Below are 24,136 nucleotides of genomic sequence, written 5' to 3' on the forward strand. Positions count from 1 at the left end.
TCAGTTCTGCGGCAGCGTCATCAGACGGCCGAATTCCGGGCGCGACATCTTATCTCCGCAAAGCCGCAGGCAATTCCAGGCCGTCGCCTGGTTGCTGGTGACCACCGGGCGACCGATGGCCTCCTCCATGCCGACAACTGCCGCCGCCGACCGCAGCGCCGTGCAGGACACGAACAGCGCGTCGGCCTGCGGGGCCGTCATCTCGCGGGCCAGATCGACCAAGGATTTCGGTGCAATCCGCGCCATCTCGCGGTCGTCCTCGAAGCCGAGGCAAGTGAAGCTGACGATTTCGAATCCATGCTCGGTGAAATAGGCCGCCATCGGCCGGCTGGTCTCGACCGTATAGGGAGTGAGGATGCTGATCGTCCTGGCACCCAGCGCCTTCAGACCGCGCACCCCGGCCATCGGCGGCGTGACCACCGGCACGCCGGGCTTGGCTGCCTGCACCGCCGCCTCGATTTCGGCATCGCCGATCACGACGGAGGCCGAGGTGCAGGAATAGCAGATCGCATCGAGCGGCTCGTCGGGCAGGATCAGGGCCGCGGCCGCCGTCAGTGACGGCTGCATCTTGCGCAAATTGTCCGGCGTCGTCGGGTTAGAGTAGGGAATACGCGCGACATAAACGCCGATATGATCGCTTGCCACCATGCGGTGAAAATCCGGTTCGCTCGTATGGTCGGTTGCGAGGATGATCAGGCCGACCCGCTTTTCCAGCGGACGCGCATCGAGCGGCAGCCGGGCCGAGTGGATGCGAATATCGAGTGCAGCGCTCATCGTTCGATCCGCCCATAACGGTGTTCCAGCCAGCGCAGCAGCACCACCGAGAACAGGCTGATGGCGAGGAAGAAGGCGCCGACCAAGGTGATCGGTTCGATATACCGATAATAGGTATTGGCGACGCTCTTGGCCTGGTTCATCAGTTCCAGCACGGTGATCGCCGACAGCAGCGGCGTCTCTTTGAACATGGCGATGAAATAATTGGCAAGCGCCGGGATCATCGGCGGAATTGCCTGCGGAATGATGATGTGCGTCCAGGTCTGGGTGGCGTTTAGATTGCAGGCCTTCGCTGCTTCCCACTGACCGCGCGGAACATTATCGATGCCGGCGCGGTAGACCTCGGCCGTGTAAGTGCCGTAATGCAGCCCGAGACCGATGACGCCCGCCACCAGCGGCGGCAACAGGACGCCGAAATCCGGCAGCACGTAGAAGATGAAATAGAGCTGCACCAACAGCGGCGTGCCACGGATGAACTCGGCAAGGAACCCGACAGTGCGTGACAGAGCCCTGTTCGGTGACCGGCGCGCCAACGCGATGCCTAGCCCAACGATGGCCGCCAGCACCGAGCCGAGCAGCGTCGCCAGGATGGTGATCTTCACCCCCTCGATCAGCGTCGGCAGGATCTGCCGGACAAAATCCCAATCCCATTCCATTATCAGGCCCGCTCCATCAGACGCGCACCCCGTCGAGGCCGCGCGCCATGCGGCGTTCCAGCGACCGCACGCCCCATGAGATGAGCAGCGCCAGCACGAAATAGATGACGAGGATGGTGCTGAACGGCACCAGTGTATTGCCGGTCTGCGAGCGCACCACCTGCGCCTGGAAGGTCAGGTCGGCGAGCGAGATCAGCGAAACGACGGCGGTGGCCTTGAGCAGCTCGATGGCGTTGTTGCCGAAGGTAGGCAGCATCACCAGAAGCGCCTGCGGCAGGATGATATGGCGCATGGCTTGCCAGCGGCCGAGATTGAGCGCGGTGCAGGCCTCATATTGTTCGCGGCCGATAGACTTGATGGCGCCACGCACCACTTCCGCTGCATAGGCCCCGACATTGAGGCCCAGCGCCAGCACCCCGGCCTGCAGCGGCGTCAGCGAAATGCCGGCAAAAGGCAGCACGAAATAAGCCCAGAACAGCTGCACGAAGATCGAGGTGCCGCGGAAGAACTCGATATAGGCGGTGGCCAGCGCGCGTAGCACGAAAAACCGCGACAGCCGCCCCAGCCCGGCAAGAAAGGCCATGACCAAGGCAAGCACCGACCCCATCAACGTCAATTCGATGGTGACAAGCGCTCCTTGCAAAATCAGGCCGAAATAGCCGGACCATTGGGTCATGAAATTCGAAAGTTCCTAACGCTTGCGGTTGTGCGAGGCAGGTGGCCTTGGATCCTTCTCCCCGTCGACGGGGAGAAGATGCCGGCAGGCAGATGAGGGGCAGCGCGAACTCACGAAAGTATGGCGCTGCCCCTCATCCGTCACTTCGTGACACCTTCTCCCCGTAAACGGGGAGAAGGCAAAAGAGGCGCCTACTTCGCCGAGCAGAGCTTGTCGCGGCTCGTCGACATCGCCGCCGCCGCCGAGAAGCCGTAGGGCTCGATGATCTTGGCGAACTCGCCGGACTTCTTCAGTTTCGCCAGCTCGACATCATAGGCATCACGTAGCGCTTCGTCACCCTTCTTGAAGGCCGCGCCGTCGCAATAGACCGGCGCACCGACCACCGGCGCGATGACTTCGAGGTTCGGATCATTGGCTTTCTTGACCAGGTCGTTGATCGACAGCACGGGCAGTGAATAAGCATCGATGCGGCCGTCCTGCAGCATCTTCAGGCCGCTCTGGCCGTCCGGCACGACGATGACGCGCTCGCGCGGCACACCTGCGGTGAGCGCCAGCTTTTCCTCGGTGCCGCCACCCGGTGCGCCGATCGTCGCGCTGGTGTCCTTGGCGACGTCCTCGTAGCTCTTGAAGCCCTTCGGGTTGCCCTTCTTCACCAGCATCGCCTCGGCGTCGCACAGCACCGGCTCCGAATAGGCGACCGCAGCACAACGTTCCGGCTTCATGAACAGGCCGGCGGTGACGACGTCGAAACGGCCGGCCTGCAGGCCGGGGATCATGGCGCCATATTCCGAAATCGAGGCGACGATATCGTTGACGCCAAGGCGTTTGAAGATTTCACGGGCAACGTCAGGCGCCGCACCCGAAACCTTGCCGTCGGCAGCGACCGCCGTATAGGGCGGCTCGTTGGCGATGGCGACGCGGGCAAAGCCTTGCGCCTTGAGCTCTTCGAGCTTGCTGTCATCGGCAGAGCCGGGCGTCGAGGCGGCCAGCACCGCCGTCAGCGCGACACCGGCGACGCCGGCCAAAATGGCAAATTTCTTCATTGTTCCCAACTCCTTGTTTGTCTGTCTTCTTGGCTTGCTTGAGGCGTCGCCGCCTCGCATGGCAGTCAGACCCGATGTCCGGCCGCAATGATCTTCTTCAGGAAACCTTGCGTGCGCTCCTGTTTGGGATGGCGGAAAATCTCGTCGGGCTTGCCCTCCTCGACTATTCTGCCACGGTCGAAGAACAGCACCCGGTCGGCGAAGTCATGGGCGAAACCCATCTCGTGGGTGACCAGCAGCATGGTCATGTCGGTCTCGGCGGCGAGCTTGCGCATGACGTTGAGCACCTCGTCGACGAGTTCCGGGTCGAGCGCCGAGGTGACCTCGTCGAACAGCATGATCTTCGGCGACAGCGCCAGCGCCCGGGCAATCGCGACGCGCTGCTTCTGGCCGCCGGAAAGCTGCGCCGGCATCGCTTTGGCCTTGTCGACCATGCCGACCATGTCGAGCAGCTCCATCGCCCGCTTCTCGGCGGCGGCCCGCGGCACGCCTTTGGTCAGCATCGGTGCCAGCGTCACATTGTCGATGACGCATTTGTGCGGAAACAGATTGAACAGTTGGAAGACCATGCCGATCTTCTGGCGCATCTTTGCCAAATGCCGTTCATCGGCCGCCAGCAGCCGGCCGTTACGCTCCATGTGATACAGCTGCTCGCCGTCGACCTGAATATGGCCGCTGTCGATACGCTCTAGCGTCATCAGGATGCGCAGGATCGTCGTCTTGCCCGAACCCGATGGGCCGATCAGCGCCAGCTTCTCGCCGGGCATGACTTGCATGGAGAGGCCGTCCAGCACCTTGAAGGTGCCGAAGCTTTTTGAAATGCCGTCGATCTTGATGATGGGCGCCGACAATGAATTTCCCGTGCTGGAGAAGCGATGCCTTTAACGATGCGGATCGCGGCAAATCATGTCAATCAAGAAAATAATATCATGACAATATTTCGGACTCCGCACAATTCCCCGCCAATTGTTGCCTAGATCGCAAGCAGGAGATGCTCGGGATCGCCGAGTAGAAGCTTGGTGACAACGCCGAGACCGGCACGCAGTTCCCCCTCCGTGGTCGAGCCAAGCGAAATCCGCACAGCTGGATGCCAAGGCGTCTGCGAAATGCGAAACGACGTGCCGGGCGCGATCGCCACGCCCTGCAGGCGCGCCTGGGAAACAAAGCTTTCCTCGCCGCGATCATCGGGCAGCCGCAGCCAGACATGCAGCCCGTCGCGATGAGCCCGATAGTCCACTCCGGCGAGCACCTCGGCGGCGATGTCCAGACGCCGCCGCAAAGCCACGCGCTGCCATCGAACGAGTTCCATCGCGGTGCCGTCGGTCACCCATTTGGTGGCGATCTCGGCCACCAGCGGCGTCGCCATCCAGTTCGAGACGAGGTGGCGGTTGGCAACCGCGGCGACATAACGATCGGGTGCCGCGAGATAGCCGATGCGCAGCCCGGGCACTACGATCTTGGTAAAGGAGGTGACGTAGAGCGTGCGCTCGGGTGCAAACGCCGCGACCGGCGGCGGCCGGTCCTCGACCAACGGGCCGAGGACGTCGTTTTCGATAATGGCGATATCATGCCTGCGCGCAACGGCGGCAATCTGTCCGCGCCGGGCGGCGTCCATCAGCGTCGCCGTAGGGTTGATCACCGAGGGCTGCACGAACACGGCGCGGATGTCCGACAGCCGGCAGGCCTCGTCGAGCGCTTCCGGGATCAGCCCATTGTCGTCGATCGGCAAACCCTCGAGGTTGAAACCGAGATAACGCGCCAGCGGGATCAGCGTGTGATGGCCGATCGCCTCGGTGGCGACGGTTGAACCCGGCGGCGCCACGCTCATCAGCGCCACTGTCATCCCTGCAGTGGCGCCGTTGGTCAGGCTGATGTTCTGCGGCGACGCGTCGAGGCCGCAGAGGCGTAGCCACTCGACACCCACCGCGCGGTGGCGCGGGAACACCATGTTCGGCCTGAACGACAGCGCCGAGCTCGACGGCAGGTTTTCGGCGAGCCAGCCCAGCGCCTGCCTCAGCCGCTCCAGATGCATCGGTTCGCAGACCGGCTTCAGGATGGAGAGGTCGATGACCTCGCCCAGCCGCTCCGGCAGATAGGGCGGCTCCGGCTCGCGGCGCTGTGTCTGCACGAAGCTGCCGCGGCCGACCTCGCCGGACACCAGCCCGCGGCGGATCAGCTCCTCATAGGCGCGGCTGACCGTCTGCACGGAAAGTTTGAGATCGTCGGCGAGCTGCCGGTGCGTCGGCAACCGAGAGCCATTCGCCAGGCGCCCGTCATGGATGGCGCGCGCGAACTGGTCGGCGAGCGATTGATAGGCCGGCCGCCGGATAAGAGCGGGATCTGGTCGCCAAAATGTCATGACTTATTAGAGATCGAAATCAGTGCAATTGACAATCGAAATAATGCGCCGTCATGGTGTCCGGCACCGGAAGTGGGCGATCATGGCTGCAGCGAAACTCGATCCGATTGATCTGAAAATCCTCGACGCCATCCAGCGCGACGGGCGTATCACCAAGCTGGCGCTGGCCGAGAAGGTCGGCCTGTCGCCGACGCCGTGCTGGATGCGGCTGCGCAAGCTGGAAAAGGCCGGCATCGTCTCCGGCTACCATGCCAGGATCGCCATGCGCGCCATCGCGCCGGTCGCCACCGTGCTGATGGAGGTGACGCTTGCCAGCCACCGCCAGGCCGATTTCGACCGTTTCGAGCGCGTCATCCGCGACATCCGCGAGATCGTCGCCTGCTGGTCTGTCGGCGGCGGCGTCGATTACCTGCTGAAAGTCATGGCGCGCGACATCGACGCCTATCAGCGGCTGGTCGACACTCTGCTCGAACGCGAGATCGGCATCGACCGCTATTTCACCTACATCGTCACCAAGACGGTGAAGGAGGAGAGTGTGCTGCCAGTGGCGGATCTGTTGCCGGCATCTTCCTGATACCGGAGAGATCGTCTGGCTGGGCAGGGCAATAGAGACAATCTCTCTACATGCGGCACGCAAACAGCCTCTCTGTTTGCGCGGCAGAGATAGTCTTGCGGCATCACCCGAACCGGGAGCCCGATGATGTCCGCACATTTTGCCCGCTCGCACCGCCATGAAGCGCTTGATCGCCTTGCCGACCGACGGCTGCTGCGCGAACTTGCCTATGTCGATGGCCACTGGACGGCAAGCGAGACCGCGGAGAGTTTCGAGGTGACCGATCCGGCCACCGGTTCCACCGTTGCTTTTGTTGCCGCGCTCGATGCCCGGCAGACGACATTGGCGATCGATACGGCATCGCGCGCCTTTCCCGCCTGGCGCGCATTGCTGCCGCAGGAACGTTCGAAAATCTTGCGCAAATGGTTCGATCTAATCGGCGCCGCAAAAAATGACCTAGCCCTGCTGATGACGCTCGAACAAGGCAAGCCGCTGAAGGAGTCGCTCGGCGAGATCGACTACGCAGCCTCCTTTGTCGAGTGGTATGCCGAGGAGGCCAAACGCCTCAACGCCGAAAGCTTCACCAGTCATCTGCCAAACGCCGAGATGATGGTGCGGCGCGAGCCGCTCGGCGTCGTCGGCGTCGTCACGCCGTGGAATTTTCCTGCGGCGATGCTGACCCGCAAGGCGGCTGCCGCGCTTGCCGCCGGTTGCACCATTGTCGCGCATCCTTCCTCGGAAACGCCGCTGTCCGCACTGGCCCTAGCCGAACTTGGCGAGCGCGCTGGCGTGCCGGCTGGCGTCTTCAACGTTCTCACCGGCAAGGCCTCAACCATCGTTGGGCGGATGTGCGAAGACCCGCGCGTCCGCGCCATGAGCTTCACCGGCTCGACCGAGATCGGCAGGTTGATCGCCGCGCAGAGTGCGCCGACGATGAAGCGTCTGGTGATGGAACTCGGCGGTCATGCGCCGCTGATCGTCTTCGCCGACGCGGATCTCGACAAGGCTGTGACCATCGCCGTCGACGCCAAATTCGCGACCTCCGGCCAGGACTGCCTCGCCGCCAACCGCATCTATGTCCAGCGTCCGATATACGATCGGTTCTGCGCTGCTTTCGCTAAACGCGTCGAGGCATTGCGGGCCGGCAATGGCCTCGCTGACGGCACTGAAATCGGACCCTTGATGCACGAACGCGCGGTCAAGAAGGTCGAGGAGCAGGTGGCCGATGCGCTCGCCAAAGGCGCGCGTTGCCTGACCGGCGGCAGGCGTCATCCGGCCGGGCCGCTGTTTTACCAGCCGACCCTGCTGGCTGATGTTGACGACGACGCCCTGATCATGCGCGAGGAGACTTTCGGTCCGGTCGCCGCCGTGACGCCCTTCGACAGCGAAGACGAAGTCGTCGCCCGCGCCAATGCGACAGAATACGGCCTCGTCGCCTATGTCGTCACCGAAAACGGCGGCCGGCAATTGCGCATGGGCCGGGCGCTCGACTATGGCATGGTCGCCATCAACCGCGTCAAGATCACCGGCGCGCCGGTCCCGTTCGGCGGCGTCAAGCAGTCCGGCATCGGCCGCGAGGGCTCGCGTCACGGGCTCGAAGCCTTTACCGATCTCAAATATCTCTGCCTCGACGTTGCGTGAGCCGCGCCCGACACTTTTCCTTAGGAGTAAAAAAGATGCTCGACCAGTCAAACGAATTCGCCGCCTGGGATCGCGATCACTTCTTCCATCCCTCGACCCATATGGGAACGCATGCGCGTGGCGAGAGCCCGACGCGTGTGATCGCCGGTGGCGAAGGCGTCACCATCTGGGACAATAACGGCAAGAAGAGCATCGATGCCTTCGCCGGGCTCTATTGCGTCAATGTCGGTTATGGCCGCCAGAAGATCGCCGACGCCATCGCCGCACAGGCCAAGAATCTCGCCTATTACCACGCCTATGTCGGGCACGGCACCGAGGCGTCGATCACGCTTTCCAAGATGATCATCGACCGCGCGCCGCAAGGCATGTCGAGGGTCTATTTCGGGCTCTCCGGTTCCGACGCCAACGAAACCAATATCAAGCTGATCTGGTACTACAACAACGTGCTCGGCCGGCCCGAGAAGAAGAAGATCATCTCGCGCTGGCGCGGTTATCACGGCTCCGGGATCATGACCGGATCGCTGACCGGCCTCGACCTGTTCCACAACGCCTTCGACCTGCCGCGTGCGCCGGTCCTGCACACCGAGGCGCCCTACTATTTCCGCCGCGCCGACCGCTCGCTGAGCGAAGAGCAGTTTTCGCAATACTGCGCCGACAAGCTCGAGGAGATGATCCTCGCCGAAGGGCCGGAAACGGTCGCCGCTTTCATCGGAGAGCCGATCCTCGGCACCGGCGGCATCGTGCCGCCGCCGGCCGGCTACTGGGAGAAGATCCAGGCGGTGCTGAAGAAGTACGACGTACTGCTGGTCGCCGACGAGGTCGTCACCGGCTTCGGCCGATTGGGTACCATGTTCGGCTCCGACCACTACGGCATCAAGCCCGACCTGATCACCATCGCCAAGGGCCTGACCTCGGCATATGCGCCGCTCTCCGGCGTCATCGTCTCCGACAAGGTCTGGCAGGTGCTCGTCCAAGGCTCCGACAAGCTTGGCTCGCTCGGCCATGGCTGGACCTATTCGGCGCATCCGATCTGCGTGGCCGCCGGCGTCGCCAACCTGGAACTGATAGACGAGATGGATCTGGTCAGGAACGCCGGCGAGACCGGCGCCTATTTCCGCGCCGAGCTGACGAAAGCCGTCGGTGGCCACAAAAACGTCGGCGAGGTACGCGGCGACGGCATGCTGGCGGCAATCGAGTTCGTCGCCGACCGGGACGACCGCGTCTTCTTCGACGCCTCGCAAAAGATCGGACCGCAGATCGCGACCGCGCTTGCGGCAAGCGGCGTCATCGGCCGCGCCATGCCGCAGGGCGACATTCTCGGTTTCGCGCCGCCGCTCTGCCTGACACGGGAAGAGGCCGACATCGTCCTGTCCAAGACGGCCGATGCGGTGAAGAGCGTGTTTGCCAACATCTGAAGAACCGACATGAATGCCACGACCAAGACCATCCCCGCCACCATGGCCGCCGTGCTGCTGACCGGCCACGGCGGACCGGAAAAGCTCGTCTATCGCACCGACGTCAAAGTACCCTCGCCCGCCCCGGGCGAAGTGCTGGTCAAGGTCACCGCTTGCGGTATGAACAACACCGATGTCTGGGTGCGCCAGGGCGCCTATGGCACGGAGGAAGATGCCGCCGCGGTCTCGACCTGGCGCAGGCAAGGCAACACGCTGACCTTCCCGCGTATCCAGGGCACAGATACGGTCGGCAACATCGTTGCCGTCGGCGACGGCGTTTCGCCGGCTCGCATCGGCGAGCGGGTGATGGTCGATTTCTCCATCTATAACCGCGACGACGATTCACTCGCCGATATCGACTATATGGGCCACGGCCGCGACGGCGGCTATGCCGAGTACCAAACCGTGCCGGCCGAGAATGCCCACGTCGTCGACACCGATCTGAGCGACGTCGAACTCGCCACCTTCTGCTGCGCCTATCTCACCGGCGAACAGATGCTGGAACGCGCCGCATTGAAGGCCGGCGAGCGCGTGCTCGTCACCGGCGCCTCGGGCGGCGTCGGCTCCGGCATCGTGCAACTGGCGCGGGCGCGCGGCGCCATTCCCTATGCCGTCGTCGGCAAGGGCAAGGAACAGGCCGTGCGCGAGATCGGCGCCGAAGCGGTGATCACCCGTGGCGTTGCCGATCTGCCGGCCGCCGTCAACGAGGCGACCGGCGGCCAGCCGATCGACGTCGTCGCCGACCTGGTCGGCGGCGCGATCTTCAACGACCTCCTGCGCATCTTGAGGCCGGAAGGCCGCTACACCACGGCTGGTGCAATTGCCGGCCCGGTCGTGCAGCTCGATCTGCGCACCATGTACCTGAAACAGCTGCAACTGCATGGCTCGAGCCAGGGCACGCGGGCCAATTTCCGCCGCATCGTGCGCTACATCGAGGAGAAGAAGATTCGGCCGCTGGTCGGCGGCGTCTACAAGCTGTCCGATTTCCATCGCGCCCAGGCCGATTTCATCGCCAAGGACTTCGTCGGCAAGCTGGTCGTCGTTCCGGACGCGGTCGGCGTCGCTAAATAGCGCGATCAGCTTGGCGATCGGACCTGCTTGGCGGCAGCCTCGAGCGACCGTTCAAACGCGTCGATCACCTGGTCGACCTGCGGCTCGGTGATAATCAGCGGCGGGCAGAAAGCCAGCGCATCGCCCATATTGCGCGAGATGACGCCGTTCTGCTGCATGAAGCCGTTGACGAGCCCGCCCAAGGCACCGACCGTGCCCCACGGCGCCTTGTTCGCCTTGTCGCCGACCAGTTCGACCGCTGCGATCAGGCCGATGCCGCGCACCTCGCCGACAAGCGGGTGCGAAGCGAGTGTGCGCAGCCGTTTCTGCATATGCGCACCGACGGTGCGCGCATTGCCGACGAGATCGCGCTCCTCGATCAGCTTCAGGTTCTCGAGCGCAACCGCTGCCGCAACGGGATGGCCGCCGCCGGTGAAGCCGTGGCCGAACGTGCCGATACGATTGCTTTCGTTGGCGATCGGCTCGAAGACCTTCTCGTTGATCAGCAGGGCCGAGATCGGCAAATAGGAGGAAGAGATCTGCTTTGACAGCACCATGATATCGGGCCTGATACCGAAGGCCTGCGAGCCGAACATCTCACCTGTTCGGCCAAAGCCGCAGATCACCTCGTCAGCGACAAGCAGGATATCGTATCTCGACAGCACCGCCTGGATCTTCTCCCAGTAGTCGGAAGGCGGAACGATGACGCCGCCGGCACCCATGATCGGTTCGCCGAAAAAGGCGGCGATGGTTTCTGGTCCTTCGGCGAGGATCAGCTTTTCCAGCTCGTCGGCAAGCCGCGTCGAAAACAGCTCTTCGCTTTCACCCGGCAGTGCCTCGCGCCAATGGTGCGGCGTCGAGGTGTGCAGCACATTTGCGATCGGCAGATCGAACGAAATGTGGTTGTTGGGCAGTCCGGTCAGGCTCGCCGAGGCGATGGTGACGCCGTGATAACCCTTCTTGCGGCTGATGATCTTCTTGCGCGCCGACTGGCCGAGCGCATTCGACCGGTACCAGATCATCTTCATGGCCGTATCGTTGGCCTCGGAGCCGGAATTGGTGAAATACGCCTTGCTCATCGGCACCGGCGCCATCTGCACCAGTCTCTCGGCGAGATCGATCAGCGGCGAATGCGATTTGGAGCCGAAATCGTGATAGTAAGGCAGCTTGGACATTTGCCGTACCGCCGCATCGACCAGCCGCTTCTCCGAAAAACCGACCGCGACGCTCCAAAGCCCGGCCATCGCCTCGATATAACGGTTGCCGGCAAGGTCCTCGACATAGATGCCGTCGCCCTTCTCGATGACGAGCGGTCCCGACTCCTGATGCTTGCGGGCATTCGTATAGCCATGCATGTGAAAGCTTATGTCGCGGGCTTCGGGAGAATTCGGTCGTGCGTCCATGACGGCTCCTGTACTGCACGCGAAAACAGTCCTGCCGCCGGTCCGGCTCGGCAGGGTCCCCGTGCATTATGCCGTTTGATGCATCTTTCTCGAACGGTATAGTGTCAAGCGCTTTCGACAGGGCCAGCGGATGGATGGACGCATGCAGAACTTCGGCTTGACCTGACCGTGGACCATGTCGACTGCATTGTCGCCGGCGCCGGCGTTGTTGGCCTGGCGATCGCGCGAGAGATGGCACAGCGCGGCATCGATACGCTGGTCCTGGAAGCCGAGAGCGCTATTGGCACCGGGACAAGTTCGCGCAATTCCGAGGTCATCCATGCCGGCCTCCACTATCCGGCTGGATCGCTGAAGGCCCAGCTCTGCGTGGCGGGCCGGGAAAAGCTCTATCGCTACTGCGACGAGCGTGCGATCCCGCATTTGCGCTGCGGCAAGCTCATCGTCGCCACGAATGCCGAACAGGAGCCGGTGCTCGCCTCAATCCGGGCCAATGCACGCGCTTGCGGCGCCGGCGACCTGGTGCCCTTGAGCGAAGCCGAGGCGCATGCGCTGGAGCCCAGCCTTAAGTGTACGGCGGCGTTGCTGTCGCCCGCCACCGGGATCATCGACAGCCATGCCCTGATGCTTGCCTTGCTGGCTGATGCCGAGGCGCACGGGGCGGCACTTAGTCTCAACACCCGCGTCGCCTCCGGCCGCATCGAAGCGGGCCGCGTCGTACTCGACACGGTGGACGCTGCCGGTGGCGAGCGCTTCGAGATCGCCACTCCGCGCTTCGTCAATGCCGCCGGGCTTGGCGCCGCAGCTCTTGCCGGTTCGCTTGAAGGGCTCGACCAGCAATTCGTGCCAAAGCTCCATTATGCCAAGGGCAACTATTTTTCGGTGGCCGGCCGGGCGCCCTTCTCGCGATTGGTCTATCCGGTGCCCGAACCCGGCGGGCTTGGTGTTCATCTGACGCTCGATCTCGACGGCGTCACCCGCTTCGGGCCGGACGTCGAATGGATTGATCAACTCGACTATCGCGTCGATCCAGCTCGTGGCGAGCGCTTCTACAGCGAGATCCGAAAATATTGGCCGGACCTGGCCGATGGCAGCCTGCAGCCCGCTTACAGCGGCATCCGGCCAAAACTGTCCGGTCCCGGTGAGGCCAATGCCGACTTCGTCATCCAGGACGCAGCGGTGCACGCCCTGGATAGCCTGGTCAACCTGTTCGGCATCGAAAGCCCCGGCCTGACCTCCTGCCTGGCGATTGCCGACCATGTCGCGCAGTGCCTCGCGCCGAAGTTGTAGCGTGCGACGCTCCGCGCAACGATCTGCACTGTATCAAGGCCATTGCGTGAACTTTCAGACGCAAGTCGCCTATGAGGCACATCGCGCACTTGCAGCCCGCTCCGCGCTCTGATTCCCTGCGTTCTGGGCTGTCCTGATTCGCACTGCCCGGTTCAAAGTTTTCGCAGTGCGCCCGGGACAAGCTTCCAGCGACCACTCGGCGTATCCAGGGAGAACGGCAATGAACACCGCGACGAGGCCGGTAATCTCGGAGATGAGACCCAAGATCACCGTCGTCGGGGTCGGCGGCGGCGGCGGCAACGCCGTCAACAACATGATCGCCGAAGGCCTGCAGGGCGCGGAATTCATCGTCGCCAACACCGATGCCCAGGCCCTTGCCATGTCGAAGGCAACGAGGCTGATCCAGTTGGGCGCTCATATCACCGAAGGTCTGGGCGCCGGGTCCCTGCCCGAGGTCGGCCGTGCCGCGGCCGTGGAATCCATCGACGAGATCATGGATCACCTTGCCGGAACGCATATGTGCTTCGTGACCGCCGGTATGGGAGGCGGAACCGGCACCGGTGCCGCGCCTGTTATAGCGCAGGCAGCGCGGGCAGCCGGAATACTGACCGTCGCCGTCGTTACCAAGCCATTTGTCTTCGAAGGCAGGCGCCGCATGTACGCTGCCGATGAGGGCATCGAGCGCCTGCGCGAAAGCGCCGATACCGTCATCGTCATCCCCAACCAGAACCTGTTCAGGATCGCCGACGCCAGAACCACGTTCGCCGACGCCTTCGCCATGGCCGACCGGGTTCTCTATGCGGGCGTCGGCTGCATCACCGATCTGATCGTCAAGGAAGGCCTGATCAATCTCGACTTCGCCGATGTAAAGTCGGTGATGCGCGACATGGGCCGCGCCATGATGGGTACAGGCGAGGCTGCCGGAGAAGGCCGCGCCAAGAAGGCGGCGGAAGCGGCAATCGCCAACCCGCTGCTCGACGAAGCTTCGATGATGGGCGCCAAGGGCGTCCTTGTCTCGATATCGGGCGGCATGGACATGACGCTGTTCGAGGTCGACGAAGCCGCTACCCGCATCCGCGAGGAGGTCGACAACGATGCCGACATCATCGTCGGCGCCATCTTCGACAAGGCACTCGCCGGAAAATTCAGGGTATCGGTCGTGGCGACCGGCTTGCGGCGTGGCCTGGAGATTCCACTGCTTGCCGAACCGGAAGTTCGCATGAACTGAACGCGTATCGCGGCTCGCTTAGCTGATTGCCAGCCTCTCCTCACCAGGGCCGCGCGCCGTCGATGACTTCCATGGCGCGCGCAGCAAAACGGCCGGCCAGCGGTGCCACGTCCGCCGCATCGGCCGCAACCGCGCTGCCGGCCAGCACGCGGTCGGCGATGCCGACGAAGATCACCGCAAAGCGGAACATGGCGAACACCAGATGGAACCGCTGCAGCGGCGCCGTCGGCACGGCGTGGGCGAAGTAATGATCGAGGAATTCGCGCTGTGTCGGAATCCCGAGCGCGGCCTGATCGAGGCCGATGATGCCGCCATATTCGTCAGGCGAGGAATGCCAGGGCATCGAGCAGAAGCCGAGATCGGCAAGCGGATGGCCGAGCGTCGATAATTCCCAGTCGAGTATGCCGATCACTTCGGGCCGCTCGGGATCGAAGATAAGATTGCCGAGGCGGAAATCGCCATGCGCGATCGAGACGTGGCCGTCGTCTGGCGGAAGATTTCGCGGCAGCCATTCGGCTACGGCTTCGAGCGCCGCTATGCGGGCGCTCGGCGATTCCTGCAACTGTCTGGTCCAGCGCGCAATCTGTCGTTCGAAGTAATTTCCTGGCCGGCCGTAGTCGCCGAGCCCGATCTCTTCCGGCCGGACGGCGTGCAGCTTCGCCAGCGCTTCGGCCATGCCAAAATAGACGCCGCGCCGCTCGTCCCGCGCCAGTCCCGGCAACGCGCCATCGTGGAACACCCGGCCGTCGAGCCGCTGCATAAGATAGAACGGCGTGCCGAGCGGCTCGTCGCCGTCGTGATCGTGATAGAGCACCGGCCGCGGCACCGGCACGTCTGACGCCGCTAGCGCCTCGATCACCCTGTATTCGCGATCGACGGCATGAGCGCCGCGCAGGATCGGTCCCGGGGGTTTCTTGCGCAGCACCATGCGGCGGCCGCCATAGTTGACGAAATAGGTCGGATTGGATTGGCCGCCGACGATCCGCTCAAGCGACATTTGGCCATTGCCAAAATGCGCTCTCAGAAAATCCTCCAGGCGTACTGGATCGAAATCCATCCTCATTGCCGGCTCAGCGGTTCCCGCCGCGACCTGTTTCGTCTTGTCTGCCGGCTTCGACATGCCAGCGCCAGAAGCCTGCACGCTCCTCGTTGAGAAAACGGTTGAGCACCATCTTGTGGACCTCGTCGGCGCCGTCGACCAGGCGAGCCTGGCGGGCGTAGCGGTAGATCCATTCGAGTACAGTGTCTTTCGAATAGCCGCGGGCGCCGTTGATCTGGATCGCCACGTCGGCGGCGTCATGCAGCACGTTCGCGACCTGGATCTTGGCCATGGAGACCTCCTTGCGGGCAAAGCCGCCGCGATCGAGCTCCCGGGCCGCCTTCATCACCAGCAGCCGTCCGATCTCGATGCGCATGGCAACGTCGCCGAGCATCAGCTGGATACTCTCGCGGTCGGCCAAAAGCTGCCCGAAACCGCTACGCTCGGCGGCATAGGCGCGCGCGATCTCGATGCAGCGCTTGGCAAGGCCGAGCCAGCGCATACAATGGGTGAGCCGCGCCGGACCGAGCCGGACCTGTGTAACCATGAGGCCGCTGCCTTCGCCGGCAAGCACATCCTCGACCGGGATTTCAAGCCCGTCGAATTCCAGCTCGCAATGGCCGCCATGCTCCTCCGGTCCCATGATCTCGATGCGCCGCAGGATCCGCCAGCCCGGCTGGTCCTTGTGGAACAGCAAGGCCGAAAGGCCGTGACGCGGATCGTCCGAAGTGCGCGCTATGAGAATGAAGTGGCTCGCCCCTTGCGCGCCGGTGATGAACCATTTGCGGCCTTTGACGACATACCTGTCGCCGCGCCGTTCGGCTCTGGTCAGGATCATCGACGGGTCGGAGCCGCCCCCCGGATGCGGCTCCGTCATTGCGAAAGCCGAGCGCACCTTGCCCTCGACGATCGGCTTCAGCCATTTTTGCTTCTGCTCCGGCGTCCCCAGTCGCTCCAGCACCATCATGTTGCCATCGTCGGGGGCCGCGGAATTGAACACGACCGGACCGAAGATCGAGCGGTTCATCTCTTCATAGCAGACGGCCATATCCATCTTGGAAAGGCCGGCCCCGCCGGTCTCCGGTCTCAGTTGCAGGCACCACAGGCCGGCTGCCTTCGCCTTGCCCCGCAACGTTTCGAGCAGCGGCAGTGCGATATTGCCATGGCCGTCATAGGAAGCCTTGTCTATCTCGAGCGGCAGTATCTCGCGCTCGACGAAGTCGGCGATCCGGCTGCGGAAGGCCTCGGTGCGGACGGAAATGTCGAAATTCATGACGCTCACAAGGATGAAACGAGATGCCGCCATCGGCTCCGATGGTCGCGCCGGTAGTGTAACTGTCGTCGTTGACTGGGAGCAACAGCAGTGCGCCGGGCCCTCATTTCGCAGTGCAAAGCCGCCCGGATCGATATGAATCGATGCCTGCGGGCGTGCTACCGATCCCGGTCGTTCCTACGGATTTTGACCCGGTCACTTCTTCGGATTGAAGGTGGGAGAGCGCACTGGCCCAGGCCCGAAGGGGACGCCATTCCTATGCTCAGGCCGCCCGAACGCTGCGCGCTCCACGCGCCCAGGCCGGCAGCCAATCGCCATGCGCAACCAGCAAATCATCGACCAGAGACCATATCTGGTCGAGGTCGAGCTCGGCCGCCGTGTGCGGGTCCATCATCGCCGCGTGATAGATGTGCTCGCGGTTCTCGGTCATCAGCGCCTGGACCGTCAGTTCCTGGACGTTGATATTGGTGCGGATCAGCGCGGTGAGTTGCACCGGCAGGTCGCCGATGAACGTGGGTTGAATGCCGGAGGCGTCGACGAGGCATGGCACCTCGGCCGCGCAATTATATGGCAATGACGTGATGCAGCCATTGTTGCGGACGTTGCCGTAGATTACCGACGGCTCGCCGGTCCAGACCGAGTTCATGATCGAGGACGCATATTCCTTCGACTGCTCCACTTCGATCTTGTCAGCCGAGCGATAGGCTTCCGCTTGCCCCTTCCAGCGTTCGATCTGCTCGATGCAGCGCTTCGGGTATTCGTCGAGCGGGATACCGAATTTCTCGATCAGATCTTCGCGCCCGTCCTTGATGAAATAGGGCGTGTATTCCGCGAAATGTTCGGAGCTCTCGGTGACGAAGTAACTGAGGCGCTTCAGCATCTCGTAGCGCACCTTGTTCGGGCAGCGCGGATTCCATCCAGGCTTCGGCGCCCGCCCTTCGCTGTAGGCGCGCAGCAGATCCGGATAGAGGTTGCGGTAGGAGCCGTCCGGCTGGCGATGCTCGAACTTCAGGTAGAAGGCCATGTGATTGATGCCGGCCGAGCGGTAGCGAATCTCCTCGTAGGGAATGTCGAGATCATGCGCCAGCTCCATCGCCGTGCCTTGCACCGAATGGCAGAGGCCGACCTGCTTGATGTCGGGGTATTTCTCCGCGATCGCCCAGGTGTTGATCGCCATCGGGTTGACATATTGCAGCATGATCGCCTGCGGGCAGATGGCGCGCATGTCTTCGCAGATCTTCCAGAGATGCGGCACGGTTCTCAGGCCCCGCATGATGCCGCCGACACCGAGCGTATCGGCGATGGTCTGGCGCAGCCCGTATTTCTTCGGAACTTCGAAATCAGTTACCGTGCAGGGCTCGTAGCCGCCGATCTGGAAGGCGACGACGACGAAATCGGCGCCCGCCAGCGCCTTGCGCTGGTCCGAGTAGGTTTCGGCTTTGGCCTTGACGCCAAGCGTCGAGATCAGCTTGCCGACGACGATTGCGCTTTCCTCGAGCCGTTGCGGATTGATGTCCATCAGCGCGATCGTAGCGCCGGATAAAGCTGGACGCTGCAATATGTCCCCGACGATGTTCCTCATGAACACCGTCGAGCCAGCTCCGATGAAAGCGACCTTGGGATTTCTTGCCACAACGACCTCCGGCATAAGCAATCAGGCTACCTCGAAAGCGGCTTTGACCAGCCGTTCGGTGTAAGCGGTTTTGGGATGGGACAGGACTTCGTCGACCGGCCCCTCTTCGACGATCCGGCCGTGCTGCATGACGATGACGCGATGGCACAGCGCCCGCACGACCTTGAGGTCGTGCGAGATGAAGATGTAGCTCAGGCCCCGTTCGCGCTGCAGCTTGCGCAGCAATTCGATGATCTGCGCCTGGACCGAGAGATCCAGCGCCGATGTCGGCTCGTCGAGCACGATGAATTCGGGTTCGAGCGCGACGGCGCGGGCAATCGCAATACGCTGGCGCTGGCCGCCGGAAAACTCGTGCGGGAAGCGCGACAGGATATCGCCGGGCATGCCGGCGCTGATCAGCGCCTCGCGCACCCGCTCGATCCGATCGTTCCTGGTGGTGCCGATGCGATTGACGACCAGCCCTTCCTCGATGATCTGGCCGATCGTCATGCGCGGGTTGAGCGACGAGAACGGATCCTGGAAGACGACCTGCATGCGCGACCGCAACGGCCGCATCTGCGCCCGCGAACAGCCATGGATCGGCTGGCCATCGAAATAGATCTCGCCGCTGTCCGTGGTGTTGAGCCTGAGCAACGCCTCGCCGAACGTGGTCTTGCCCGATCCGGATTCGCCGACGAGACCCAGCGTCTCGTGCCGCCGAAGGGTCAGGCTGAGGCTGTCGACGGCGACGAGCTCACGCAGGTCCGGCCTCATGAACGTGCCATGCCGCAGCATGAAGGAGACGCGCACATCCTTGGCTTCAAGAATGACGTCGGCGCCTTCCGGCAACGGATTGGCCTGGCCGCGCGGCTCGGAGGCAAGCAGGTGGCAGGTGTAGGGGTGCTGCGGATTGGCGAACAGCTTCTCCGTCACATTGTGCTCGCGCATCTCCCCATGCTGCATGACGTAGACATAGTCGGAGAACTGCCGCACCACGGTCAGGTCGTGCGTGATCAGGATCACCGCCATCCGCAGTTTCTTCTGCAGGTTGCGGATGAGATTGAGGATCTGCGCCTGCACCGTGACGTCGAGCGCCGTCGTCGGCTCATCGGCGATCAGCACGTCCGGATCGTTGGCCAGCGCCATGGCGATCATCACACGCTGGCGCTGACCGCCGGAAAGCTGGTGCGGATACTGCTTCAGCCGCGCCTGGGGCTCAGGAATTTGCACCTGCTGCAGCAGCTCGAGCGCCCTTGCCTCGGCCTGCCTGCGGCTCATCTTGCGATGCACCCGTATCGCCTCGACGATCTGACTGCCGATCGTGTAGATCGGGTTGAGCGAACTCATCGGTTCCTGAAAGATCATCGAGATGCGGTCGCCGCGCAGTTTGCGCCGCGCACGCTCGGAAAATTTCAGGATGTTCGCCCCGTTGTATTCGACGGTCGATTTCGGCGACACCACCGCGCGCTTCGACAACAGCCCCATGACGGTGCGCGCCGTCACCGACTTGCCCGATCCGGACTCGCCGACAATGGCGATCGTCTCGCCGCGATAGAGCTGGAACGAGATGTCCTTGACGGCTTCGACCATGCCGTGTTCGACCTTGAAATCGACGGCGATGTTGCGGGCATCGATGACCGGGTTTTCCGAACGGCCGTCATGGTCGAGCCGGACAGGCGGTGCGAAGGATTTGACGAGCGCGTGTTGCATCATGTCACGTCAATACGGATCGACCGCATCGCGCAGTCCGTCGCCAAGCGCGTTGAACGCGAAGACAGTGACAAGCACGAAGCCGACCGGCGAGAGGATCCAGGGATAGGTGCCGATGACCGAATAGGTCGCGGTGTCCTGCAGCATCAGGCCCCAGGAGATCAGCGGCGGTTTCACCGCGAAACCGAGAAAACCGAGGAAGGATTCGAGCAGGACGACGCTGGGGATCGCCAACGTGACGGCAACGATGACGTGGCTCATCACGTTCGGAAAGATATGCTGCATGATGATGCGGCCGTCCGTGGCGCCGACCGCCATCGCCGCACGGACGTAGTCGATCCGCGCCAGCGCCAGGGTCTTGCCGCGCACCTCGCGCGACATCTGCGCCCAGCCAAGCGCCGACATGACGACGATCACGAAGGCCAGGAAGACATTGGTCGGCGCCGTCACCGGAACCAGCGACGTCAGCGCCAGATAAAGGGGCAATTGCGGAAATGCGAGCACCAGTTCGACGAAGCGCTGGACCCAGACATCGAATGTGCCGCCGAAATAGCCCGACACCATGCCAACGGTCGTGCCGATCACGGTGACGATGAAGACCACGGTCAATGCGATCATCAACGAGATGCGCGAACCATAAATCGCACGAGCCAGCACGTCGCGGCCGAACTTGTCGGTGCCCAGGAAGTGCACCGGCTGGCCGTCGGTCGAGCCGAAGAAGTGCCGGTTCGCGGGAAGCAGGCCGAGCAGTCTGTACTCCGCTCCCTTGACGAAGAAGCCGAGCAGCCGCGGATGGTCATAGTCCGGCCCGACGACGGGTTGGAAGGTGACCGGGTCAAGGTCTTCCGAATCCGCCAGGGCATAGACGCGTGGCTGGAAAACGAAGTTACCGTCCTTGTCATGGAAGCTCATCATCTGCGGCGGGGCGAAGCCGACATCGGTCACCTTGGGATCCATCGGTGCGAAGAAGTCGGCAAACACCGCCAGCAGCACCAGAAACGCGACCAGGATGAGCCCGGCCATGCCGGTCCAGGACCGTTTCAGGCGGCGCCAGACGAGTGCGATGTAGCTCTCATTGCCGCGCGGCTTGATCTTGGCCGGCTCCTCCGCAAGTGGCGGCAGCGAGGGCTCGAACGCAAGCATCTCAGGACCCTGCATATTGGCGCACACGCGGGTCGAGCATGACGAGCAGCATGTCGGCGATGATGTTGCCGACGATCAGCGTCGCCGACAGCACCATCATGAAGGTCGCCGTGACATAGACGTCACCGACCGCCATCGAACCAACGATCGCCGGGCCGACGGTCGGTAGTGCAAAGATGATCGCCGTCTCGATCTCGCCGGTCAGCATATAGGGCAGCACCACTCCCTGATACATGACCAGCGGATGCAGCGCATTGGGCACCGCATGGCGCATCACGACCGCACCGCCGCTGAGACCCTTGGCGCGAGCGGTTTCGACATATTGCGCGTTCAGCGTGTCGAGCAAATTGCCGCGCATCACCCGCATGTTGTAGGCGAGCCCGCCGAAGGTAGCGATGGCGACAACCGGCCAGACGTGCCGGACCAGATCGACGAACTTCGCCCAGGACCACGGCGCCCCGCCAAATTGCGGCGAAAAAAAGCTGCCGATCTCGGAGACGTTAAACTGGAAGACCAGCAGATAGACGATGATCAGCGCCATCAGGAAGCGCGGTACCGTCATTCCGAGAAAGGAAATCGCTGATAGCGTACTGTCGATCCAGCTGTACTGCCGGGTCGCCGCCCAGATGCCAAAGCCGATGCCCAGCACCGAAGCCAAGAGATGGCAGACTAGCGCAAGCAGCAGCGTGCGAGGCAGCCGCTCGCCCACCACGTCGGCGACGGGCTTGTTGTAATACAGGCTGTAGCCGAAGTCGCCGCGGGTGATGATGCCGGTGATCCAGTTCAGGTATTGGAGCGGAACCGGCTTATCGAGGCCATGCTCCACGCTGTAAGCCTTCGCCTGGGCATCGGCCTCGGCAAAGGAGGCTCCACCCTGGTTGATGAGTTGCAAGCGGATGTAGTCGGCATAGTTGCCCGGCGGTGCCTGGATGATCGCGAAGGTAACCACGCTCAAAATGGCGAGAACCGGTATCGCGGATGCTATGCGCATAAGCAGAAATCGCAGCATCGGCCGTTTCTCTCCTCGCTCGGTTTCAGTTATCCCCTCGCCGCTGGCTTTGTCCCGGCCGCGCCAGCAGCGCGGCCGGGAATTTTTAGGTCAGGGGAGGAAACTCAGTTCGTCGGACCCTTGTCCCCGGGCTTTCCGGGAAGCTGTTCGGGGAACAGCTCATATTTCTGCTGCTTGTCGGCGGCCACCCAGACCCTTTCGCGAACGATCGAATCTTCGGCCCAGTTGAACATGAAGATCGGCGTTCCCTGCGGGATATTGGAGAAGCGTTTGTTGATGATCAGCGCGCCGGGATATTCGGTGAGCCCGACGGTATAGACATGTTCCGTCGAGATTTTCTGGAACTGCTTCATCAGGCTGGCGCGCTCGTCGTTGTCCTGCGCCGAGACGAACTTGTTGACGATGTCGACGAGGTCCTTCTCGAACGGCATCAGATCGACCTGGCCGTTTTCCGGAGCGCGATGGTTCCAGCTTGTGCGTGGGCCGATCGGCGCCAGTTGCTCGGTGTTCTGCACGACCGAGGTGAGCTCCTCATCATTGCGCCTGACCATCCAATCGAAACGGCCGGAATACATGGACGCGTCGCGCTGGACGCCGTTCAACCCGTTCAGGACAACGCGAAGACCTAGCCTCTCCATCTGGCCGACGACGCCTTCCGCGAGGCTCTTGTCGGTGGTGTAGTCGTTGTTGACGAGCATAACGATCTCGACATTCTTGCCGCCGGCGGTGCCGGCAGGAAAATTGACGAAGCCGTCGCCGTCGGTGTCCTTCAGGCCTGCCTTGGCGAGTTCCGCCTTGGCGCCTTCGAGATCGAAGGGGTAGTAGACCGTCGACTTCCGGTCGTAGAAGCTCGTACCCGAGGAGAAGCCGCCCGGATAGATGGCAGTGAACGGACCCTTGACCAGCGAGTCGCCGAGCGCCTTGCGGTCGAGCGCCATGGTGACGCCCTTGCGGAAATCCTCGTTGCGGTTCAGCTCGCGAACCGCCTGCCCGCGCTCGTCGGGGTTGCCCCAGCCATTGGCGGAGAAATTCATCCGCAGATTATAGCCGATCAGCCGTGGACCGAAGGCAAGCCGTGCGGGCGCGTCCTTTTGCGCCGCCCGCTTCAGCGAGGCGACGAAGTTCTCCGGCTGCTCCAGATTGGAGATGTCGGCCGCCCCCGACACCGCCTGAACGTCGCGGTCGGCCCAGGTCGACAATTTGTAGTGCAGTTCATTGAGATACGGCAGCTGGTTGCCCTTCTCGTCGACCTTCCAATAGTACGGATTGCGGCGCATGACGATGATATCGTCGGGGCGGTATGCCACCGGCACCCAGGCACCCATCACCGGCATGTTCATATATTCCGGCGGGAACGCGTTCTTGAACTGCTCGTAGGTGTTCTTCGAATATTTCGGATGCTGCGGCTTGAGGATATGCGACGGTCCAGGACAGAACTTTCCGTAAGCCATGGCGTAGAGGTGTTGCTTCGGAAAGGCGTCCTTGAAAGTCCACTCGACGGTGTAGTCGTCGATTTTCTTCAGCGTCGTGCCGACGCCGAAGGTCTCCTGCGTGGCGCCATTCAGCGGCGAGACATTGGGGTCGATCACCTCGTCGTCCCAGTAGAACATCACATCGTCGGCGTTGAACGGAACGCCGTCCGACCATTTCGCGCCCTCAACCAGATGCATCGTCAGCGTGTGGCCGTCCTTCGACCAGTCCCAACTCCTGGCGAGGTTAGGCAGCGGCTCCGTGTCCTTGGCCTCGACCTGGAAAAGCGGTGCGGTGCGCGTCAGGCATTCGGAAAGGCCGATGTCGATGCCGCCCCAGCCTTGCGTCTGGCCCGCGCCATAGTTCCAGCCTTCCGGCCGGCCGCCGATGACATGGCGCATCGTATCGCCGTAGACGCCGACGCCGTCCGGCATATTGCCGGTCTTGAAGACCAGCGGCTCCTTCGGCAGCCGGTCCTTGACTGGCGGCAGCTTGCCTGCCTTGACGTATTTGTCGGTGACCCAATCGGGTTCGTGGTATTCCGGAAGTGCCTTGAACTCCTCGATGGAGTCGCGCGCGACGTATTTGATCTTTCCCTCGGCGGGAAATTGCGCGGGCACCGGCGGCACCGTCGGCTCGGATGCATATGCGTTCAGCGCCGAGGCCGAGACGCTAAGCGCCAGCCCGGCGAGAATGCCAATGTTTCGAAAATTCCTCATCGTCTCTCCTCCCTGTTGTTCAGGAGCGCGTTGACGC

20 protein-coding genes are annotated in these 24,136 nt (G+C 62.9%); 6 read left to right on the top strand and 14 right to left on the bottom strand.

Going from position 1 to position 24,136, the window contains the following annotated elements; translation table 11 throughout:
* The 6 genes from eutA to ehuR form a co-directional block, all read right to left on the bottom strand.
* Complete coding sequence (eutA, locus tag NKJ40_RS20870; RefSeq protein ID WP_352467664.1) at positions 1-774, bottom strand: ectoine utilization protein EutA; 774 nt, start codon at positions 772-774, stop codon at positions 1-3.
* Entirely contained in the window at positions 771-1,430 is a 660-nt protein-coding gene (ehuD, locus tag NKJ40_RS20875) for an ectoine/hydroxyectoine ABC transporter permease subunit EhuD (protein WP_352467665.1), read from the bottom strand. Before ehuD ends, eutA begins: the two co-directional genes overlap by 4 nt.
* Positions 1,431-1,446: 16 nt before the next feature.
* Positions 1,447-2,106 carry an ectoine/hydroxyectoine ABC transporter permease subunit EhuC gene (ehuC, locus tag NKJ40_RS20880; protein WP_254819481.1) on the bottom strand — a complete coding sequence of 220 codons (660 nt, stop codon included), beginning with the start codon at positions 2,104-2,106 and terminating at the stop codon, positions 1,447-1,449.
* 191 nt (positions 2,107-2,297) lie between these two features.
* Positions 2,298-3,149 (bottom strand): ectoine/hydroxyectoine ABC transporter substrate-binding protein EhuB, encoded by an 852-nt coding sequence (gene ehuB / locus NKJ40_RS20885; RefSeq protein ID WP_352467666.1) that lies wholly within the window; start codon positions 3,147-3,149, stop codon positions 2,298-2,300.
* A 65-nt stretch (positions 3,150-3,214) separates the two neighbouring features.
* Positions 3,215-4,000, bottom strand: a complete 786-nt coding sequence (gene ehuA, locus NKJ40_RS20890; RefSeq protein WP_352467667.1) for an ectoine/hydroxyectoine ABC transporter ATP-binding protein EhuA — start codon at positions 3,998-4,000, stop codon at positions 3,215-3,217.
* Positions 4,001-4,122: 122 nt separating this feature from the next.
* Entirely contained in the window at positions 4,123-5,508 is a 1,386-nt protein-coding gene (ehuR, locus tag NKJ40_RS20895) for a MocR-like ectoine utilization transcription factor EhuR (protein ID WP_352467668.1), read from the bottom strand.
* A gap of 82 nt (positions 5,509-5,590) precedes the next feature.
* On the opposite strand from ehuR, the gene NKJ40_RS20900 reads away from it, so the two are divergent.
* The 4 genes from NKJ40_RS20900 to NKJ40_RS20915 all read left to right on the top strand — a co-directional run bounded on the left by NKJ40_RS20900 (position 5,591) and on the right by NKJ40_RS20915 (position 10,227).
* Complete coding sequence (locus NKJ40_RS20900; protein WP_352467670.1) at positions 5,591-6,082, top strand: Lrp/AsnC family transcriptional regulator; 492 nt, start codon at positions 5,591-5,593, stop codon at positions 6,080-6,082.
* A gap of 126 nt (positions 6,083-6,208) precedes the next feature.
* Positions 6,209-7,702: an NAD-dependent succinate-semialdehyde dehydrogenase gene (locus NKJ40_RS20905; protein WP_352467671.1), complete on the top strand. Its 1,494-nt coding sequence runs from the start codon at positions 6,209-6,211 to the stop codon at positions 7,700-7,702.
* Positions 7,703-7,737: 35 nt separating this feature from the next.
* The gene (locus NKJ40_RS20910; protein WP_352467672.1) at positions 7,738-9,117 is read left to right on the top strand and encodes an aspartate aminotransferase family protein; all 1,380 of its coding nucleotides are present in this window, start codon (positions 7,738-7,740) and stop codon (positions 9,115-9,117) included.
* A gap of 9 nt (positions 9,118-9,126) precedes the next feature.
* The gene (locus tag NKJ40_RS20915; RefSeq protein WP_352467673.1) at positions 9,127-10,227 is read left to right on the top strand and encodes an alcohol dehydrogenase family protein; all 1,101 of its coding nucleotides are present in this window, start codon (positions 9,127-9,129) and stop codon (positions 10,225-10,227) included.
* 5 nt (positions 10,228-10,232) lie between these two features.
* Here NKJ40_RS20915 and NKJ40_RS20920 read toward each other — a convergent pair whose 3' ends face one another.
* Positions 10,233-11,609 carry an aspartate aminotransferase family protein gene (locus NKJ40_RS20920; RefSeq protein WP_352467674.1) on the bottom strand — a complete coding sequence of 459 codons (1,377 nt, stop codon included), beginning with the start codon at positions 11,607-11,609 and terminating at the stop codon, positions 10,233-10,235.
* Positions 11,610-11,777: 168 nt separating this feature from the next.
* Here NKJ40_RS20920 and NKJ40_RS20925 point away from each other — a divergent pair, with 168 nt between their 5' ends.
* Positions 11,778-12,896, top strand: coding sequence for an NAD(P)/FAD-dependent oxidoreductase (locus tag NKJ40_RS20925; protein WP_352467675.1), 1,119 nt, complete (start codon positions 11,778-11,780; stop codon positions 12,894-12,896).
* Positions 12,897-13,116: 220 nt separating this feature from the next.
* Entirely contained in the window at positions 13,117-14,124 is a 1,008-nt protein-coding gene (gene ftsZ / locus NKJ40_RS20930; protein ID WP_023677189.1) for a cell division protein FtsZ, read from the top strand.
* Between the two features lie 40 nt (positions 14,125-14,164).
* On the opposite strand, the gene NKJ40_RS20935 is transcribed toward ftsZ, so the two are convergent.
* From NKJ40_RS20935 to NKJ40_RS20965, 7 genes are all read right to left on the bottom strand, one after another.
* Complete coding sequence (locus tag NKJ40_RS20935) at positions 14,165-15,187, bottom strand: phosphotransferase family protein (protein ID WP_352467685.1); 1,023 nt, start codon at positions 15,185-15,187, stop codon at positions 14,165-14,167.
* Positions 15,188-15,194: 7 nt separating this feature from the next.
* A complete protein-coding gene (locus tag NKJ40_RS20940; RefSeq protein ID WP_352467686.1) occupies positions 15,195-16,436 on the bottom strand; it encodes an acyl-CoA dehydrogenase family protein in 1,242 nt (413 codons plus the stop codon).
* Between the two features lie 262 nt (positions 16,437-16,698).
* On the bottom strand, positions 16,699-18,069 hold the full coding sequence (locus NKJ40_RS20945) for an alpha-glucosidase/alpha-galactosidase (protein WP_352467676.1): 1,371 nt from the start codon (positions 18,067-18,069) through the stop codon (positions 16,699-16,701).
* A 21-nt stretch (positions 18,070-18,090) separates the two neighbouring features.
* Positions 18,091-19,758, bottom strand: a complete 1,668-nt coding sequence (locus tag NKJ40_RS20950) for an ABC transporter ATP-binding protein (protein ID WP_352467687.1) — start codon at positions 19,756-19,758, stop codon at positions 18,091-18,093.
* A gap of 9 nt (positions 19,759-19,767) precedes the next feature.
* Complete coding sequence (locus NKJ40_RS20955) at positions 19,768-20,901, bottom strand: ABC transporter permease (RefSeq protein ID WP_352467677.1); 1,134 nt, start codon at positions 20,899-20,901, stop codon at positions 19,768-19,770.
* 1 nt (position 20,902) lies between these two features.
* Positions 20,903-21,910 carry an ABC transporter permease gene (locus NKJ40_RS20960; protein WP_352467678.1) on the bottom strand — a complete coding sequence of 336 codons (1,008 nt, stop codon included), beginning with the start codon at positions 21,908-21,910 and terminating at the stop codon, positions 20,903-20,905.
* Between the two features lie 104 nt (positions 21,911-22,014).
* Entirely contained in the window at positions 22,015-24,099 is a 2,085-nt protein-coding gene (locus NKJ40_RS20965; RefSeq protein WP_352467679.1) for an ABC transporter substrate-binding protein, read from the bottom strand.
* Between the last annotated feature and the right edge of the window lie 37 nt (positions 24,100-24,136).

The sequence above is a fragment of the Mesorhizobium sp. M0119 genome (genome assembly GCF_040322615.1).
Lineage (GTDB): Bacteria > Pseudomonadota > Alphaproteobacteria > Rhizobiales > Rhizobiaceae > Mesorhizobium.

Coding starts and splice junctions, on each gene's coding strand:
- eutA (WP_352467664.1), bottom strand. CDS start 774: ATGAGCGCTGCACTCGATATTCGCATCCACTCGGCCCGGCTGCCGCTC.
- ehuD (WP_352467665.1), bottom strand. CDS start 1,430: ATGGAATGGGATTGGGATTTTGTCCGGCAGATCCTGCCGACGCTGATC.
- ehuC (WP_254819481.1), bottom strand. CDS start 2,106: ATGACCCAATGGTCCGGCTATTTCGGCCTGATTTTGCAAGGAGCGCTT.
- ehuB (WP_352467666.1), bottom strand. CDS start 3,149: ATGAAGAAATTTGCCATTTTGGCCGGCGTCGCCGGTGTCGCGCTGACG.
- ehuR (WP_352467668.1), bottom strand. CDS start 5,508: ATGACATTTTGGCGACCAGATCCCGCTCTTATCCGGCGGCCGGCCTAT.
- NKJ40_RS20900 (WP_352467670.1), top strand. CDS start 5,591: ATGGCTGCAGCGAAACTCGATCCGATTGATCTGAAAATCCTCGACGCC.
- NKJ40_RS20905 (WP_352467671.1), top strand. CDS start 6,209: ATGTCCGCACATTTTGCCCGCTCGCACCGCCATGAAGCGCTTGATCGC.
- NKJ40_RS20910 (WP_352467672.1), top strand. CDS start 7,738: ATGCTCGACCAGTCAAACGAATTCGCCGCCTGGGATCGCGATCACTTC.
- NKJ40_RS20915 (WP_352467673.1), top strand. CDS start 9,127: ATGAATGCCACGACCAAGACCATCCCCGCCACCATGGCCGCCGTGCTG.
- NKJ40_RS20920 (WP_352467674.1), bottom strand. CDS start 11,609: ATGGACGCACGACCGAATTCTCCCGAAGCCCGCGACATAAGCTTTCAC.
- ftsZ (WP_023677189.1), top strand. CDS start 13,117: ATGAACACCGCGACGAGGCCGGTAATCTCGGAGATGAGACCCAAGATC.
- NKJ40_RS20935 (WP_352467685.1), bottom strand. CDS start 15,187: ATGAGGATGGATTTCGATCCAGTACGCCTGGAGGATTTTCTGAGAGCG.
- NKJ40_RS20940 (WP_352467686.1), bottom strand. CDS start 16,436: ATGAATTTCGACATTTCCGTCCGCACCGAGGCCTTCCGCAGCCGGATC.
- NKJ40_RS20950 (WP_352467687.1), bottom strand. CDS start 19,758: ATGCAACACGCGCTCGTCAAATCCTTCGCACCGCCTGTCCGGCTCGAC.
- NKJ40_RS20955 (WP_352467677.1), bottom strand. CDS start 20,901: ATGCTTGCGTTCGAGCCCTCGCTGCCGCCACTTGCGGAGGAGCCGGCC.
- NKJ40_RS20960 (WP_352467678.1), bottom strand. CDS start 21,910: ATGCTGCGATTTCTGCTTATGCGCATAGCATCCGCGATACCGGTTCTC.
- NKJ40_RS20965 (WP_352467679.1), bottom strand. CDS start 24,099: ATGAGGAATTTTCGAAACATTGGCATTCTCGCCGGGCTGGCGCTTAGC.